This is a genomic window from Vicinamibacterales bacterium (assembly GCA_035699745.1).
In the GTDB taxonomy this organism is placed as follows: Bacteria; Acidobacteriota; Vicinamibacteria; order Vicinamibacterales; family 2-12-FULL-66-21; genus JAICSD01.
In genome coordinates, this window is sequence record DASSPH010000013.1 from 47,318 (window position 1) to 64,764 (window position 17,447).

Consider the following 17,447-nt stretch of genomic DNA (forward strand, 5'->3'; position numbering starts at 1 on the left):
GGCACAGAGTTCACAGAGACGCACAGAGAGAGCCGGGGCGTTGAAGCGCCGGTTCTCGCACACGGCGCGGTCAACCATCCCGCCGCAACGGGCGACGCCGCCGCTGGCGGCCCCGCCGGGTCGAACCAGCCTCCACAGCGGCAGGCGGGCCGCGCGTCGATCCAGGGGATGGTCACGGACCAGAGCGGCCGTCCCGTTCCCGCGGTCGACGTCGTTCTGCGGCAGGGCACCCGCGAGGTTGCGCGGACGGTGACCAGCGGCGACGGTGTGTTCCGGTTCCTGGACGTCAGCCCCGGCGAGTACGCCATCGCGCTCACCCGCGAGGGGTATGCGCCGGTGACGCGCGGGGGACTGCGCGTGTCTGCCTCGGAGCTCGTCAGCGCCGACCTCACGCTGACGGCGACCGCCGCGCAGCCCGCAGCCAGGCCGATCGATCCGGGACCGCCAACGCCGTACGGGACGGTGGTGCGGCCCGGGCCCGATCCGGAGGCGGCGTCGCTCCCGCTGCCGCCGGGGGACAAGGTGTTCGTGCCGGTGCCCGATCGCTGGAACCTGAACCTGCCGGAGTGGGAGCGCTATGGCGCGCGAGGCGATTACCCGTACGTCAGCGGACACTGGTGGGATCCCTACAACCAGAACCGCCTGAAGGGTGACTTCCCCGTTCTCGGCGAGCGGACGTTCTTCACCTTCACCGGGATCAGCGAGTCGCTGCTCGAAGGGCGCAACCTTCCGGTGCCGAGCGGCGTCAGCACCGCCCGCCCCGGCAGCGAACGCTTCTTCGGGCGTGGCGGGATCTACGTCCCGCTGACGTCCATCCGCACGTCGTTCGATCTGTTCCACGGCGACACCGCCTTCCGCCCGATCGACTGGCGGGTGCGCGTCGCGCCGGCCTTCTCGGTCAACTTCGTCAATCTCTCCGAATTCGGCGGCGTCAACGCGGACGTGCGCCGCAGGGACACGCGGCTGAACGAGCACCTCGGCATCCAGGAGGCGTTCGCCGAGAAGAAGCTGTTCGACACCAGCACGCACTACGACTTCGTGTCGGTGCGCGCCGGCATCCAGGAGTTCACGTCCGACTTCCGCGGCTTCCTGTCGGTGCTCGAAGCGCCGGGCGTGCGCGTGTTCGGCACGCTGAAGTCCAGCCGGATCGAATTCAACGCCGCGGCCTTCGACCTGCTCGAGAAGGACACCAACAGCGGCCTCAACGAGCTGCACCGGCGCCGGGCGCAGGTGTACGTCGGCAACGTCTACATCCAGGACTTCGTGCATCCCGGCTACACGCAGGCATTCAGCGTGCACGTGAACCGGGACGCCGGCGAGCTGCACTACGACACCAACGGCTTTCTCGTCCGCCCCTCGCCGATCGGGTTGATCGGGCGCAACCGCGTCCGCTCGTACTATCTCGGGATGGCGGGCAACGGCCACGTCGGGCGGCTCAACATCAGCCATGCCTTCTACCAGGCGCTCGGCCACGAAACCGCCAACCCGATCGCGGCGCAGCGCGTCGGCGTCAACGCGCAGATGGGCGCGCTGGAGCTGTCGGTCGACAAGGACTGGATGCGGATCCGCGGCGCGGCGTTCGTCGCCTCGGGCGACGGCGATCCGTTCGACGATCGCGCCCGCGGCTTCGATGCGATCGTCGACATCCCGAGCTTTGCCGGCGGGCCCTTCAGCCTGTGGAACCGGCAGGGGCTGCGGCTGGCGCAGACCGGCACCGGACTGAAGTCGCCGGTCAGCCTGCTGCCGACGCTGCGGACGAACAAGGACGAAGGCCTGCCGAACTTCGTCAATCCCGGCATCTTCCTCGTGAACGGGGCGGTGGACGTCGAGCTCACGCCAAAGCTCCGCGGGTTCGTCACGACCAGCTATCTTCGTTTCATGCAGACCGCTGCGCTGGAGGCGCTGTTGTTCCAGGAAAAGGTACGGCCGGCGATCGGCATCGAGGTGGGCGGCGGCGCGACCTATCGTCCGCCGCTCAGCGACAACGTCGTGCTCGTCGGCGGCGTGCAGGCGATGAAGACGGGCCAGGGGCTGCGGGACATCTACGAGCGCCGCTATCTCTTCTCGATCTTCGTCAACGCGAGGCTGCAGTTTTGAGAGCGATCGTACTCGCGCTGGTCGCCTGGATCACTGCCGTTGCGCTCTCGAACACGCCAGTGAGCCCGGCCTCCACGGCCGGCGCGCCCCAGGCGACCGCATCCGACGCGGACGCCGCCAGCGCCGGCTGCATCACCTGCCACACCAGGACGGACGAAGCGACGATGCACCCGTCGGGGACGGTGACGCTGGGCTGCGCGACGTGTCATGGAGGCGACCCGGCGGTGAAGGTCGCGGCATCGCTGGACGCGCAGTCGAAGGCGTACCGCGACGCCAAGCGCAAGGCCCACCCGCAGCCGCGCGTGTCCGATCTCTGGAAGAGCGCCGCCAACCCCGAGCGCGCCTACACCGCGTGGCTGCAGGAGTCCCCCGAGTACATCCAGTTCGTCAACCCCGGCGATCTGCGCGTCGCCGACAAGACCTGCGGCCCGTGCCACGCCGCCGAAGTGCGCAACGTGCGCACCAGCATGATGACGACCGGCGCGATGCTGTGGCAGGCCGCGCTCTACAACAACGGCGCCGCGCCGTACAAGAACGCGCGCTACGGCGAGAGCTACGGCGTGGACGGCCAGCCGCAGCGGCTGCAGGCGTTCCCGGCGCCGACAGCGGAGGAGACGCGGACCAGGGGATGGCTCCCCTTCCTGGAACCGCTGCCGCGATGGGAGCTCTCGCAGCCGGGCAACGTCCTGCGCGTGTTCGAGCGCGGCGGCGCGAAGAGGGCCGAGATCGGCAATCCGACGCGCTCCGAGGAGCCCGGCCGGCCGGATGCGAAGCTGAGCGACCGCGGCTTCGGTACCGGGCTCCGCACCGACCCGGTATTCCTCGGCCTGCAGAAGACGCGGCTGCTCGACCCGCTGTTGTCGTTCCCCGGCACCAACGATCAACCGGGCGATTATCGCGGCAGCGGCTGCACCGGCTGCCACGTGATCTATGCCAACGATCGCGATCCGGCGCACGCCGGCGCCTACGCGGCGTTCGGCAACGACGGCCGCACCGCGACCGCCGATCCGGCGATCGATCCGGCGCGCGTCGAACCCGGGCATCCGATCAAGCACACCTTCACGCGATCGATTCCGTCGAGCCAGTGCATGACCTGCCACATGCACCCCGGCACCAACATGGTGACGACCTACTACGGCTACACCTGGTGGGACAACGAGACCGACGGCGACGTCATGTATCCGGCCGGGCCGCTGAACCGGTCCGACGGCGAGAAGCAGGAGATCCGGCAGCGCAACCCGGAACAATCGGCGCTCAAGGGCAACTGGGGGGATCGGAAGTTCCTCGGCGAGATCGGCACGCCGGAGTTCAACCGCAACCTGAAACACACGCGCTTCGCGGACTTTCACGGCCACGGCTGGGTGTATCGCGCCGTCTACAAGCGCGATCGCAGCGGCAACCTGCTCGATCGCGCCGGCGCCGTGGTCCCGCACGACGATCCGGAGCGGTTCGGCAAGGCGGTGCACCTGAAGGACATCCATCTCGAGAAGGGGATGCAGTGCATCGACTGCCACTTCGGGCAGGACAACCACGGCAACGGACGGCTGTATGGCGAGACGCGCAACGCGGTCGAGATCGACTGCGTCGACTGCCACGGCACGATCGATCGCCGCGCCACGCTGGTGACCAGCGGCCCCGCGGCGCCGGCCGGCGGCACCGCGCTGACCGCGCTGCGCACCCCCTGGCGCGAACGCCGGTTCGCCTGGGAAGGCGATCGGCTCTTTCAGCGGTCGATGATGGATCCGGATCTGAAGTGGGAGGTGGTGCAGACCGTCGATACGGTCACCCCCGGCGCGCCGCACTACAGCGAGCAGTCGCGCTACGCGAAGACGGTCCGCAGGGACGGCACCTGGGGCAGCGGCGCGGCAACGTCCCTGGCGCACGACAACAGCGCGATGACCTGCTACACGTGCCACACCTCGTGGGCGCCGACCTGCTTCGGCTGCCATCTCTCGATGACGGCCAACCGCAGGATGCCGATGCTGCACAACGAAGGGCTGACGACGCGGAACTGGACCAGCTACAACTTCCAGGTGCTCCGCGACGATGCGTTCTTCCTCGGGCGTGACGGAACGGTGACGGGAAACCGCGTCGCGCCGGTGCGATCGGCGTGTGCCGTCCTCGTCAGCTCGCAGAGCCAGTCGCGCGCGTGGCTCTATTACATGCAGCAGACGATTTCGGCGGAAGGCTTCAGCGGCCAGGCGTTCAGCACCTTCGTGCCGCACACGGTCCGCGCCACGGAGACCAAGCAGTGCACCGACTGCCACGTCGCCGCCGGCGGGCGGAACAACGCCTGGATGGCGAACGTGCTGCTGCAGGGCACGAACTTCATGAACTTCATGGGGCACAACGTGTGGGTGGCCGATGGCAAGGGGGGCTTCGAGGGAGTCGCGGTCGCCGAACGCGACGAGCCGCCGGCGATCATCGGCAGCTATCTCCACAAGCTCGCCTATCCGGACGAGTACGCGGCGCACCGCAGGCGCGGCCTGACGCTCGCGCACGCGCACCATCATCCCGCCGGCCGCGGCGAGGAGGTGCTCGACGTGCAGCAGCGCGGCGAGTATCTGTATGCCGCGCTCGGCGCCGGCGGCTTCCGCGCCTACGACATCAGCAGCATCGACAACAAGGACTTCAGCGAGCGCATCGTCACGGCGCCGGTCTCGCCGCTCGGACAGAGGCTGTACGTGAAGACGTCGTTCGCCACCGCCATCGCGAGCCCGTCCACCCTCGCCGTCGACCCGGTGCGCAAGCGGCATCCGGAAAACGAGGAGCAGCCGATCCACGCGATGTACGGATACCTCTATGTTGCCGATCGCGACGAGGGGCTCGTCGTCATCGGCGCGGCGACGCTGCTCGACGGCAATCCGGCGAACAACTTCCTGGAGCGCGCCGCGACGTTCAACCCCGATGGCGTCCTCACCGGAGCGCGGCGCATCACCATCGCGGGCACCTACGCGTACATCCTCACGCCGAAGCATCTCGCGGTGGTGTCGCTCGAGACGCCCACCCGCCCCACGGTCGTGGCGACGCTCGGCGAAACGGAGGGGATCGTCGATCCGCGGGGCATTCAGATCCAGTTCCGCTACGCGTTCGTGGTCGATCGCCAGGGCTTGAAGGTGCTCGACGTCACCGCGCTCGGCGCGCCGCGGATCGTGACGGGGGCGCCGGTGGTTCCGTTCGCGGATGCGCGGAATCTCTACCTCGCGCGCACCTACGCGCTGGTCGCGGCGGGGCGGGACGGCCTGGCGTTCGTGAACATCGAAAAGGCGGAAGCGCCGGTGCTCGAGCAGACGTTCACCGACGGCGGCAGGATCGACGACGCCTACGACGTGAAGGTCGGGATGACCAATGCCAGCCAGTTCGCCTACGTCGCCGACGGGCACAACGGGCTGCAGGTGGTCCAGCTCTTCTCGCCGTCGGACAACCCGAACTACCTGGGGTTCAGCCCCAGGCCCACGCCGGTGCGCATCGCGCAGTACCCGATGCACGATGCGCGGACGGTCTCCGAGGGGATCGATCGGGACCGCGCGGTGGACGAGTCGGGCAATCAGATCGCCGTGTTCGGCCGTCGCGGCGCCCGGCCGTTCACGCGCGCCGAGTCGGAGCGGCTGTTCCTGCGCGGCGGACGGGTCTACACCGTCACCGACACGCCGTCCGCGCCCCCGTCCGCACCCGATGCAGGTGTCCTGGCGGCTTTCAGACGATGGTGGACCGCCGCCCTCCGCTCCGCCGGCCTGTAAAAAGGGGTCAGACCCGGGTCTGACCCCTTCTGTCCTCCTCGGGCTACAGCCTTCCCGGGCTACGCGAGAAGGCGAAAGGGGTCAGACCCGGGTCTGACCCCTTTTGTCCTCCCCGGGCTACAGCCTTCCCGGGCTACGCGAGAGGCCGAAAGGGGTCAGACCCGGGTCTGACCCCTTTTGTCCTCCGCGGGCGACACGGGCGGAGCGAGGTCGGCGCCGTGGATTGCGAGCAGCCGCCGCAGGACGCTGCGATGGCAGCGCGATTCGTTCTCGCAGTAACAGCCGACGGAGAAATTCGTGCGGTGGGAGAGCGCCGCGAGGGTGTCGAGGACACGCGCGTTCTCGGGGCGCGCCATTTCGCGCTCGTAGGCGCGGACGAACCCCTTCCACGCGCGGTCGTCGTCGGCGGCGCGTCCGGTGGTCACCAGCGCGGCGCTGGGCGCGAGGTTCGGCAGCCAGACGTCGTACCAGTTCTCGGCGGCGTAGCGGTCCTTGCGCACGCCGCGCGGGGGGCGCCGCACCGTGCCGATCCGGATCCCCTCGCCCTCCTGGCGCGGCGAACCCAGCCGCACCACTCGGATTGCCATGGCACACAATAACCCCTGCCGGGACGGCAACGCCGAAGGCCGCGCGGCGTTCTTCTCGTGAGGTGAATCATGAGACTGGCGCTGCTCGCGCCGCGGCGGCCGGGTGACCGCGCAGAATGCCGCGCCGGTGCTGCGCGGCCGCGCGCTGGCGATCGTCGACACTCAGGGACGGCCGCGCGCGACCGTCACCGTGCACGCCCCGTCCACCGTCGACAACGTGCGCGATCCGGAACAGTCGTGATCACGCTGGTCGCGTCCAACGGGCGAATTCGGCATTTCCGGTCCGGCGGTGGGAAGCCGCGTGCCGATGATGGCGAAAGCGGTCATCAAGCCGTGACCGCGGACGACTTCACGAGACGCAGCCCCGGCGCCTTCGGCATCGGCGCGGCCGAGGCGTCTTCCTCCGCGATCACCGCGTCCACGAGCGACGCCGCGAGCCGCGGCGCGAGCAGCTCGAGCACGCGGACGTGATCGTCCGTGAACGCGAGCAGCTCCTTCGAATACAGGGAGAGCACGGCAATCACGGCATCGCTCTCGACGAGCGGCACCACCACCGAGGACCGCAGCGCCGGCACCGAACCGGCCCTGAACCCGAGGTCGAGAACCGGCTCCGCGTTGACCACGGGGGTGCGATTGACCGCCACCCAGCCGGCCACCCCGCTCGACGTCGGCCGCGTCACGCCGCGAAGCGCGTGCGCATGGGCCCCTGCCGCATAGCGCACGACGACGTGATCGTGGCTGTCGTCCAGGAGAAAGATCGCCAGCGCGTCGCACGGGACGATCTGCCGCAGCAGCACCCAGATCAGCGCTCCCACATCCGAGAGCCTGGCCGTGCCGTCGAGCGCGCGGGAAAGGCTGCTGACCGCCAGCAGCCCGTCGTCCAGCATCACGTCATTGGTCTTCACGACAGCCTCTCGACAGAAAGAGAAACCGCGGGCGATACGGCCGGCGAGGGGATTCCCGCCGTGACCGTTGCACTCGTAGGTCCACTCCGTAAGGGCCCGCGGGAGATTGTGCAGTTATCAGTCACGCTGCACATCCATAGGCAAGGCACGGACCAGCTGCAGGGGAAACTCGCGAGCTCTCGTAAATTGCTACAAACGTGTTGTTTAACTATCTGCAACATCCCTTGCCCGTCATGCCATGACGAGTGTTCCAATTCGCATAATGGAACAGTTCAGGACGTCAAAAGACCATAAACTGCAACTAATACAAACAAAATAAAGGCTTTATCTGCATTGATCTATTTTGGGACGCTGGTTCTACGGATTAGACTCGTTCCAATGCTGCGAGAGTTCCGCTTCGCCTTCCGCGCCCTGCGCAAGCAACCCGGGTTCACCACCATCGCGGTGCTCACGATCGCCCTCGGCGTCGGGGCCAATTCCGCCATCTTCACCGTCGTCGACGCGGTGCTGCTGCGGCCGCTGCCGTTTCACGACGCCGGGCGGGTCGTCGTGATCAACGAGCGCACGCCGCAATTCCCCACGCTGTCCCTCTCTGCCGAGAACTATCGGGACGTGTGCCGCGAGGCGGCCACCCTGCAGGCGTGCGGCGCGTTTCGCAACTTCACCGCGAACCTGAGCGGCGGCGGCGAGCCGGAGCGCGTGCCGGCGAAGATGCTCTCCGGCCACATGCTCGAACTCCTCGGGGTATCGCCGATTCTCGGGCGCGGCTTCTCCGCCGACGAGGATCGGCCGGGCGGCCCGCCGGTGGCGATGCTCAGCCACGGCTTGTGGATGTCGCGGTTCGGCGGACGCGGCACCGTGCTCGACGAGCGGATCCTGCTGGACGGGACGCCGTATTCGATCGTCGGCGTGCTGCCGCCGGCTTTCCGCCTGTTTCAGAAGGCGGAGGTCTACCTTCCGATTGCGCCCTTCATCGCCGCGCAGCCGGCCGATCGCGGCTGGCATCCCGGCATTCTCCCGGTCGCGCGGTTGAAGACCGGCGTGTCGCTGGATCAGGCGCGGACGGAGATCGCCGGCATCGCGGCGCGGCTCGAGCGGGCCTACCCCGAGACCAACACCAGGGTCGCGATGCTCGTCACACCGGCGCGCGACCTGATGGTGCAGGGGGTGCGCACGGCGCTCCTGGTCCTGCTCGGCGCCGTCGCCGGCGTGCTGCTGATCGCGTGCATCAACGTCGCCGGCCTGCTGCTCGCGCGCGGACTGACGCGGCGGCGCGACATCGCGGTGCGGATCGCGCTCGGCGCCAGCCGCCGCCGCATCGTCGTGCACCTGCTCGCCGAGAGCGTGCTGATGTCGCTCGCGGGCGGGGCCGCCGGGCTGCTGCTGGCGTCGTTTTCAGTACCGGTCCTGCTCGCGCTCGTCGGCCCCACGCTCCCCCGCGCCGACACCATCGCCGTCGACGAGCGCGTCGTCGCCTTCACGTTCGGCCTGGCGCTGCTGACCGGGATCGTCTTCGGCCTGATTCCGGCGCTGCAGTCGACGCGCGTGGACGTCAGGGACGCGCTCAACGAGGCGGGACGCTCCGGGATGGGCGGCGGCGTCTGGCAGCGGCGCGCCCGCGCGACGCTCGTCGTCGTCGAAATCGCCGTCACCGTGGTGCTGACGATTGGCGCCGCGCTGCTGATTCGCAGCTTCGCGCGGCTGCAGAACGTTCCGCCGGGATTCGACGCGGAGCACACGCTCGCGGCCGACGTTCCGCTGGCCTCGGCGAAATACGCGAACGACGAGCTGCGCACCGGGGTCGTGCAGCGGCTCCTCGAGCGGCTCAGCGGCGTCGCCGGTGTGCGCGGCGCCGCGGTGACGACGACGCTGCCGATGAGCGGCGGCGGACCGACGATCCATTTCAACGTCAAGGGATTCCCACCGTCCGGTCCCGAGCAGTACACGATGGCGGGCTACCGCGCGGTCAGCGCCGGCTACTTCCAGACGATGGGGATTCCGCTGCGGCAGGGACGGCTGCTCGACGATCGGGATCGCCAGGGATCGGCGCGCGTGATCGTGGTGAACGAGACGATGGCGCGGACCCACTTGCGCGGCAGCCCGCTCGGCCAGCGCATCCAGCTCGGGACCGAGCCCGACCCCGATCCGGCCAATCCCTACATGGAAGTGGTCGGCGTGGTCGGCGACGTCCTGCAGCAGCCCGACGTGGAAGCGAAGTCGGAGATGTTCGTGCCGTACGCGCAGTATCCGGATCCGTTGTTGCGGCGGATGTTCAGCAACGTCACCGTGGTCGTGCGCGCCGACGGCGAGCCGTCGCGGCTCGGGCCGTCGATCCGCGAGATCGTCCGCGAGGCGGATCCCGATCAGCCGGTGGCCAACATCCGCACGCTGTCCGACGTCATCTCGACGTCGGTCGCGCAGCCGCGCTTCCGCACGCTGCTGCTCGCGTTCTTCGCGGTCGTGGCGCTGACCCTGGCGGCGATCGGCATCTACGGTCTGCTCTCGCACGGCGTCGCGCAGCGCGCCAACGAGTTCGGCGTGCGAATGGCGCTCGGCGCGTCGCCCGAGGACGTGCTGCGGCTGGTGCTCCGCCAGGGAGCGGTGCTGGCGTTCAGCGGGGTGGCCATCGGTCTGGCGGCCGCGATCGCGGCGGCGCGGGGCCTGCAGTCGGTGCTCTACGAGATCAGCCCGTGGGATCCGCTCGCCTGGATCGCGTCGGCAGGAACGCTGCTCGGCGTCGCGCTGCTCGCCAGCTGGATTCCGGCGCGACGTGCCCTGCGTGTCGACCCGGTCATAGCGCTCCGGGCGTAGCCGCTATCGAACCGCCGGCGCCGGGCTCCTGACCAGCATCAGCGCCGGCGCCTTCGACGGCTGTTCGGCGTTCTGTTCGGCGAGAGCGGCCGTCGCCAGCGCGGTGGCGAGCCGCGGCCCGAGCAGCTCCACCAGGCGCAGCTCGTCGTCCGAGAAACCGAGGCGCTGCGTGCGGTAGAGCGCCAGCACCGCGACCAGCGACTCCCCTTCGACGAGCGGCACGGCGAGACACGACCGCAGCGGCGGCGACATCTCCGCGACGCGGTGGCCGAGATCGAGCGCCGGATCGGCATTGACGGCCGAGCGCACGTTCACCGCGACCCAGCCGGCGATGCCGGATCCGGTCGCGCGCCTCGTGCCGCGCAGCGCCGTGACGTGCGCGCCGGCCGCGTAGCGCAGCGCGATTTCGTCGGTCTCGACGTCCGGCAGAAAGATCGCCATCGTCTCCGACGGCATCACGGAGCGCAGAATCGTCCACAGCAGCGCGCCGACGTCCGCCACCTTCGCCTCGCCGGTGAGCGCGCGTGACAGGCTGGCGATGGCGAGCAGTTCGTCGCCGAGCGCCGCCTCCGCCTGCGCGGCCTGCGCTGCCGCCTGCTCTTCGCGGTCGAGCGCGCGTGCGTCGCCGATGGCGCGCGTCGCAGGGTGCGGCTCGGCGCTGGATTCCGGCATGATGCGCTTGTAGTCGGCGATGAAGGCGTCGACGACGGCAGGGTCGTACATGACGCCGCGCCGATCCGCGAGGATCGCCAGCGCCTGCGCGTCCGTCATGCGGCGGCGATACGGACGATCGGAGGTGAGCGCGTCGAAGCAGTCGACCACCGACAGCAGCCGCGCCCCGAGCGGAATCTCTTCACCCTTCAGCCGATCCGGGTAGCCGGTGCCGTCCCAGTTCTCGTGGTGGTGCCGGACGATCGGCACCACCGGATAGGGAAACTCGATCGACGAGAGGATCTCTGCGCCGATCGGCGCGTGCCGCTTCATCTTCTCGAACTCGGCGGCGGTCAGCTTGCCCGGCTTGTTGAGGATGTGCTCGGGGACCGCGATCTTGCCGGTGTCGTGCAGCAGCGCCGCCGCCTCGATCGCCTGCAGCTCCACGGGGTCGGTCACGCCCATCGCCCGCGCCAGCGCCAGCGTGCCCTGCTGCACGCGGCGGACGTGATCGTGGGTCACTTCGTCCTTGGCGTCGATCGCGGTGGCGAGCGTCTCGACCGTCGACAGCAGGAGCCGGTTCAGCTCCTCGACGTGGCGCTTCGAGTCTTCCAGGCGTCCGAAGGACGAGCGCAGCGTCAGGTAGCAGATCAGCAACAGCGGGAGGATCAGCGCGATCGCCGTGAACTGCACTTCGCGGAACGCGAGCACCAGCAGCAGCGCCACCGACCCGCCGGCGAGGTAGCTGGGGAAGAGCGGCCAGTAGTGTTCGCGCCACGTCCCCCACACGGCGCGGCGCGCCGCCAGCGCCACCGCTGTGGCCGTCAGCAGCGTGTTGACGGCGAAGTACGCGCCGCTCATCAATCCGAGATAGACGATGATCCCCGCCGACGGGGCCGCGTGGCTGCCGTACAGCGGCGGCGACCCGCTCGCCAGGAAGAACAGCTGCGCGGACGTCCAGATCGAGAGGCCCAGGTTGGCGAAGTTGAACAGCGTCTGCGGGCCGTTCATCCGCCACAGGAACGAGATGCGCAGCCCGTCGAGCGCCAGGACCAGCGCGCCGACTTCAGGACCGAAGAGGAGCACCGAGGTGAAGGCGAACACCTCGGACACCGCGAACCGGGTCTGGACCGAAGGAACCTTGATGCTGAGCGTGCCGCTCAGCACCGTCAGCACGGCGAACAGGATCCACGCGCCGGACAGCGTCGCGTGCCACAGCACGAACACGCTGCGCAGCACGACCGCGACGCCGCAGATCCCGACCACCCCGACGAACAGCTGCGCCGCCGGCGGCAGGCTCCGGGATGGCTTGGTTGCCGCGGCGCTGCTGCTCACGATGCGTCAGTGCCCCCCGGTGAAGCTGTTGCCCCAGACCACGTAATTCGGATCCGAGAACTCGTTGTTCCCCCACACCACGTACTGGCCGGAGGGGGACTGGATCGTATTCCCCCACACCACGTAGTAGCTGCTCGACCACTCGGCCACGTTGCCCCAGACGACGTAGTTCGCCCCGGCCGATCCGATCGGGTTGGAGGACCCGAGCAGGTTCAGCACGCCCATCTCCGCCTCGTCCGCGCCGCGGAACAGCGCGCCGAGGTCGAGGATGCGCAGCAGGTTGATGCCGGTGCGATCGTAGATGCGGTCGATCAGCGTGCCGTTGTCGCGGAAGAACGCGCCTGACGACGATCCGAGCAGCGACGTCACCGTCGAGACCAGCGAGTCGAGCAGGCCGTCGTTCATGATCCGCAGCGACTGCGCGAAGTTCACGCTTCCCGTGCCGCCGGCGATCAATCCCGCCTTCGGCATGAAGCGCGCGCCCATCTGGATCGCCATCTTCACCTGACCGGGCGTCAGCGACGGCTCGGCGTCGATCAGCAGCGCGACGCCGCCGCTCACCACGGCCGTCGACATGCTCGATCCGTTCAGCCGCATGTAGGCGTTCTTGCCGCTGCCGGCGATGTGCCACTGCCGGTAGTTGCCGCTGAGGAACGAGTTCTGCGCCTCGAGCGAGACCATTCGCACGCCGGGGGCGACGACGTCCGGCTTCACCACCGTTTCGTAGCGCGCCGGCCCGCGCGAGCTGAACGGCGCCACGTCGTCGTCCGACGGATCGACCGTCCCCTTGGTGTCGAGCGCGCCGACCGTCAGCGCGAGCGGCGAGTTGCCGGGCGACGTGATGCCGCCGAGCACCGGCTCCCCTTTGCTCGTCAAGCCATAGTTCCCGGCGGACACCACGACGGTGATCCCTTCGGCGACCGCACGTGCGACCGCCCGGCAGAGCGGGTCGGTCACCGACGGCTCCGTCACGGGATGGCCGAGCGACAGGTTGACGACCCGGATGTTGTACTTGAGCCGGTTCTCGATGACCCAGTCGATGCCCGCGATGACATCGCTCGTGCGGCCGGACCCGCGAGCGCCGAGCACGCGGACGTCGATCAGCCTCACCGACGGCGCGCTGCCGCCGGCGAACGCCGCGGTCACGTAGGTCGCCGCCGTCCGGTTGCCGGCGACGATGCCGGCGATGTGCGTGCCGTGCCCGAACGGATCCCCCACGACCCCGGGCTCGTCGGACACGAGATTCACGCGCGCGACGATGCGCGAGTCGAGCGCGGTGTGCGTCGCAATGCCCGAATCGACGATCGCCACGCCGACGCCGGCGCCCGTGTAGCCCGGCGTGCCGAACAGGCCGAGCAGGCCCGGCGTGCCCTGCCAGACGGAGCTGGCGCCGGTGACCTTGTTGGTGACCGCCATGTCGGCCGTCACCGTCAGGTCGCCCGAGAGATGCGCGTAGTTCGGATTCTTCTGCAGGGCCGCGAGCTGGACGTCGTCGACCTCGATCGCGACCGCGCTGCGAAGCGCGCGGCGGAGCCGTCCGGCGAGTCCGCGCTTGAGCGGCTCGAGCCCGGCGTCGGGCGCCTGGACGATGACGCGATGCGTGTGCGGACCGCGGGGATGATCCGCAAGGTCGGCGGAAATCGACGGCCGTCGCTGCCCCTCCGGATTCGATCCGGCGAGCAGCAGGCAGATGAGTACAGCGGGGAGCGCAAACACCGAACGTCGCTTCATGTGGTTGTCCTGTAACGAGACCTGGGCCCACGGCAGAGCAACGATCGCTCCAGCCCGGTTTCTGCAGAATCAACGACTTACGCGGTCACGATTCGGGCAGGCTGCTCCATTCTGGAGCACTGGATTTCACGGGTAGTACCGACCCGTGGCGGCAACCGACACGAAGACAGCATGATCGCGTCGATTGTTCCGTCCGGGAACAGCGGCGCAGTTTCGGCACACAGCCGCGGGGCTGCAACCGCCGCTGAATGCGTCCCGATTACGAGCTGATTTCGAGCGTGGACTTGATCGTCGACCCGCGCTCGGTGAACCACCGCTTGTGGTCCGCCCACGGGATGCGATCGGTGAGGAGCCGGTTCATCACGCCGGGCCACTTCCGGTTCATCATCACGAAGTCCTTGACGCCCTGCTGGAAGTGGCGCGGACTGGCGTTGACGCTGCCGAACACGACCTGGTTGCCGAGCACGATCTTCTGGTTGATGCGATCGATCGGTTCGGGGCTGACGGTGTCGCCGCCGGTGACGGAGAGCAGGCAGAGCACGCCGTTGCGGCCGAGGATCTCCATCGCGTCGAAGACGACGCGCGAGACGCCGGTGGCTTCGATCACGATGTCGGGGAAGCCGACGTCCTTCGGGACGTCGGGCAGCGAGCGGTTCGCCGCGCAGAGATATTCCGCGCCGATCTGCTTTGCGATCTGCGCCCGGTAGTCGTTCGGCTCCTCGCGGCCGACGACGACGGTGCGCAGGCCGCGGATGCGCAGCACCGACGCGGCGAGCAGGCCGATGGGGCCGGCGCCGAGCACCATGCCGAACTTCGGATTCCATCCGGTCAGCCGCTGCTGCAGCAGGTACGAGTGGTCGATGCCCTTCTGCACGACCGACATCGGCTCGAGCAGCACCGCGAAGTCGCGAATCGCCTTCGGGATCTTGTTCAGGAACGCGGGGTGCTCGACGTAGTACTCCGCCATGAAGCCGTGGCGGCGCATGATGCCGCGTTCCGTGTACTGGCCGCTGCTGCACATGTCGTTCTCGCCGGCGCGGCACTGCGGGCACCTGCCGCACGGGCGGCGCACCGTCGAGACGACGAGGTCCCCGGACTTCCAGCCCTTGACCTTCTTCCCAACTTCCTCGACCACGCCGAGGTTCTCGTGGCCGAGGATCAGGAATTCTTCGCCGGCAGGCGCTTCGCCGTACACCCCGTGATTGATCTCCGCGTCGGTCGCGCAGAGGCCGACGCGCAGCATCTTCACCGCAACTTGATCCGGCTTGAGACGCGGATCCGGCATGTCGCGCATGTGAATGCTGTCTTTCACCCCGGGTCTGACCACGATCGCTTTCATGACGGCCTCATCTGGTGTTGCTGAGCGGATACGACGGCGTGACCGGACGCGCCTTCGTCCAGTCATGATACCGGTGACACGCGAAGCAGCGGCTCTCCGCGCCGCCGCCGGGCGAGAGGAGCGTCCCCCGCGCCCCCGAATGGCACGACGCACACAGCGAGGCCGGGGGCAGCAGCACGTCGGCCGTACTGGTGCTCGACCCGGCCGCGTGGCAGCTGGCGCACGCGACCATCAGGTGCGGCGAGTGATCGAATGCCGCCCGCGGCATCCAGCGCTTCGTGACGTTGGTCGGCTCGTAGACGGGCAGATCGGCCGACGCGGAGGCGGAGTGACATTCGACGCAGGTCTTGTTCCAGAGCAGCCGTTCGTCGGCCGCCGCCCGCCGTGCGACCCATTCATCCGCGGTCCGCGCCGGCGGCTCCGGCGGACGCGGGAAGTTCAACGGCACGCGGCGCAGCGCGGAATCCGGCTTCGAGAGGTCGTCCGGATTGGCGCGGATGTAATCGGTCAGCGCCTGGCGCACGAACGCGCGCACGGCGGCCGGCTCGGCGTGCGGCGCCACGCGCTCGAGCCGTTCGTCGAAGAACAGCGGGTGGCAGCTCGCACAGTTCCGCTCGTAGGTCGCCGGAGACATCAGCCCCGTCCGCGCCGGCCGCTTCGCTCCGCTGACCGCGGCAACGGCCTCCGGCGTGTGACAGGTGGCGCACGCGAGCTGCTCGCGCCCCTTGGGCCCGCGCAGGTCCGGTTTCATGTGCACGGCGTGGTTGAAGCGAAGCCGCGCCGGATCGCGCGTGCCGGGACGGAGCGCGGCGAACTCGGGATGACCGGCGGGAAACGATCCCACCTGCCTCGCAACCCGCGGTTCTCCGTGCGCCGTCTTCAGGTTCGCATGACAGCCGGCGCAGTACCCGTCGTCGATGCTCGCCAGCTGGACGCGGCCGCGATGCTCCTGATGGCACGAGGCGCACCCCGGCGGGGACGGCTGGTTCGGCGCGTGTGCCGGTCCGTCATGGCACGTGAGGCAGGCGGCGTCGGTGGTGTGGGCACGGAACGCGGATGCCGGCGGCGAGCCGGGGGCCGAGCCGGCGTGGCAGACCTCGCAGCGGTTCTCCGCAAACGCGTGCGCGGCCGAGACCGGGCCGGGGCTGTACGGCGTGCGGCTTCCCGCGGCCATGAGTGCCGCCACCCACAGCGCCGCCGCCAGCGGCGCCGCGGCCGACAACACGTACCGCCAGCGCCGCATGCCGTGCGCGCGCTTGAAGTAGTGCAGGTCGATGCGCTCGGCGAGTGTCTTGGCGGTTCGGATGCGCATCGCAGTGACCTAGAACCTGAGCGCCATCACGAGGTGCACCACGGCCAGCACCATCACCGCATACGCCAGCGGCACGTGCACGATCAGCCACGCGTGCAGCGTGCCGTGCAGCCGTTCCTGACGCAGCAGTTGCCGCTCCTCCTCGCACAGGTTCGCGAGATCCTCGAGCGGCGCGTGCAGGGCCGGCGGCAGCAGTGCCCGCACCTTCGCCGCCATCACCGCCGCGGCCGCGGCGTCCGCGACGGGGTGCCTGCGGGACGGCGCCTCGAGGAACGGACGGATCTCGGTCAGGTAGAAGTCCCGCAGCGGCGCGCCCGCGTCGGCCCCGCCGCTCCCCGTCCGCAGCACGCTGACCAGAAGGTGGCTGGCCACCGCCGGACCGGCGGCGGACGCGGCCGGCAGCAGCTGCGGGCGCGGAGGCGCCACCTCGACCTCCAGCTTGCCGCACGCGTCGGCCACTACCGCATCCCCTTCGTCCAGCAGTTGCGCCCGCACGCGGCCGATCTGCTCGTAGATGGTCTCCATCGGGACCTCGCGCAGCAGCCGGCGCGGCATCGTGTGCTGCAGCCAGGCGCCGAACAACCCGCTCGCCCAGACCACGACGAACAGCCACATCAGAATCGAAGTCAGCCCGTGGCCGAACAGGAATCCGGAATGCAGCAGCACCAGCGGCAGCGACAGCGCCCCCAGCCACAGGTGCCCGCGCATCCACGACTGCGTGCGGCCGATGCGCCAGATCGGGAACTTCTTGCGCAGCGCCAGCAGCGTGGCGTACGCCATGAACCCGAACGCGGTCGTCCCGTACACCAGGCCGAGCATCGTGCCGCCGCCCGGCGGCGCGGATCGCAGCGTGTAGGGCACGTAGGCGACGACCGCGGCGCCGAGGATCGCGGCGCTGGCCATCGCCCAGCCGCGGTGCGAACGGTCGATCAGCACGCC

Annotated in this window: 11 protein-coding genes; 4 read left to right on the forward strand and 7 right to left on the reverse strand. The window is 69.4% G+C overall.

Annotation, left to right across the window (positions count from 1 at the left end):
• The first annotated feature begins 168 nt into the window (after nt 1–168).
• Entirely contained in the window at nt 169–2,097 is a 1,929-nt protein-coding gene (locus VFK57_01900) for a carboxypeptidase-like regulatory domain-containing protein (GenBank protein ID HET7694434.1), read from the forward strand.
• A complete protein-coding gene (locus VFK57_01905) occupies nt 2,094–5,837 on the forward strand; it encodes a hypothetical protein (GenBank protein HET7694435.1) in 3,744 nt (1,247 codons plus the stop codon). The genes VFK57_01900 and VFK57_01905 overlap by 4 nt, the downstream gene beginning before the upstream one ends.
• A 155-nt stretch (nt 5,838–5,992) precedes the next feature.
• Here VFK57_01905 and VFK57_01910 read toward each other — a convergent pair whose 3' ends face one another.
• Nucleotides 5,993–6,424: a DUF488 family protein gene (locus VFK57_01910; protein HET7694436.1), complete on the reverse strand. Its 432-nt coding sequence runs from the start codon at nt 6,422–6,424 to the stop codon at nt 5,993–5,995.
• A 103-nt stretch (nt 6,425–6,527) separates the two neighbouring features.
• On the opposite strand from VFK57_01910, the gene VFK57_01915 reads away from it, so the two are divergent.
• Nucleotides 6,528–6,665 carry a hypothetical protein gene (locus VFK57_01915; protein HET7694437.1) on the forward strand — a complete coding sequence of 46 codons (138 nt, stop codon included), beginning with the start codon at nt 6,528–6,530 and terminating at the stop codon, nt 6,663–6,665.
• Nucleotides 6,666–6,750: 85 nt separating this feature from the next.
• Here VFK57_01915 and VFK57_01920 read toward each other — a convergent pair whose 3' ends face one another.
• Nucleotides 6,751–7,329, reverse strand: coding sequence for a GAF domain-containing protein (locus VFK57_01920; GenBank protein ID HET7694438.1), 579 nt, complete (start codon nt 7,327–7,329; stop codon nt 6,751–6,753).
• A gap of 378 nt (nt 7,330–7,707) precedes the next feature.
• Between VFK57_01920 and VFK57_01925 the strand changes: the two genes are divergently transcribed.
• A complete protein-coding gene (locus VFK57_01925) occupies nt 7,708–10,140 on the forward strand; it encodes an ABC transporter permease (GenBank protein ID HET7694439.1) in 2,433 nt (810 codons plus the stop codon).
• A 3-nt stretch (nt 10,141–10,143) separates the two neighbouring features.
• Here VFK57_01925 and VFK57_01930 read toward each other — a convergent pair whose 3' ends face one another.
• The 5 genes from VFK57_01930 to VFK57_01950 form a co-directional block, all read right to left on the reverse strand.
• Nucleotides 10,144–12,126 (reverse strand): HD domain-containing phosphohydrolase, encoded by a 1,983-nt coding sequence (locus tag VFK57_01930; GenBank protein ID HET7694440.1) that lies wholly within the window; start codon nt 12,124–12,126, stop codon nt 10,144–10,146.
• Nucleotides 12,127–12,132: 6 nt separating this feature from the next.
• Nucleotides 12,133–13,857 carry a S8 family peptidase gene (locus VFK57_01935; protein ID HET7694441.1) on the reverse strand — a complete coding sequence of 575 codons (1,725 nt, stop codon included), beginning with the start codon at nt 13,855–13,857 and terminating at the stop codon, nt 12,133–12,135.
• A 259-nt stretch (nt 13,858–14,116) separates the two neighbouring features.
• On the reverse strand, nt 14,117–15,196 hold the full coding sequence (locus tag VFK57_01940) for a glucose 1-dehydrogenase (protein HET7694442.1): 1,080 nt from the start codon (nt 15,194–15,196) through the stop codon (nt 14,117–14,119).
• A gap of 7 nt (nt 15,197–15,203) precedes the next feature.
• Entirely contained in the window at nt 15,204–16,508 is a 1,305-nt protein-coding gene (locus tag VFK57_01945; GenBank protein ID HET7694443.1) for a hypothetical protein, read from the reverse strand.
• Between the two features lie 9 nt (nt 16,509–16,517).
• Nucleotides 16,518–17,444 (reverse strand): hypothetical protein, encoded by a 927-nt coding sequence (locus VFK57_01950; protein HET7694444.1) that lies wholly within the window; start codon nt 17,442–17,444, stop codon nt 16,518–16,520.
• Between the last annotated feature and the right edge of the window lie 3 nt (nt 17,445–17,447).

Excerpts from the sequence above, each read along its gene's own strand:
- VFK57_01940 (HET7694442.1), bottom strand. The coding sequence starts at position 15,196 with ATGAAAGCGATCGTGGTCAGACCCGGGGTGAAAGACAGCATTCACATG.
- VFK57_01925 (HET7694439.1), top strand. The coding sequence starts at position 7,708 with ATGCTGCGAGAGTTCCGCTTCGCCTTCCGCGCCCTGCGCAAGCAACCC.
- VFK57_01945 (HET7694443.1), bottom strand. The coding sequence starts at position 16,508 with ATGCGCATCCGAACCGCCAAGACACTCGCCGAGCGCATCGACCTGCAC.
- VFK57_01910 (HET7694436.1), bottom strand. The coding sequence starts at position 6,424 with ATGGCAATCCGAGTGGTGCGGCTGGGTTCGCCGCGCCAGGAGGGCGAG.
- VFK57_01900 (HET7694434.1), top strand. The coding sequence starts at position 169 with ATGGTCACGGACCAGAGCGGCCGTCCCGTTCCCGCGGTCGACGTCGTT.
- VFK57_01935 (HET7694441.1), bottom strand. The coding sequence starts at position 13,857 with ATGAAGCGACGTTCGGTGTTTGCGCTCCCCGCTGTACTCATCTGCCTG.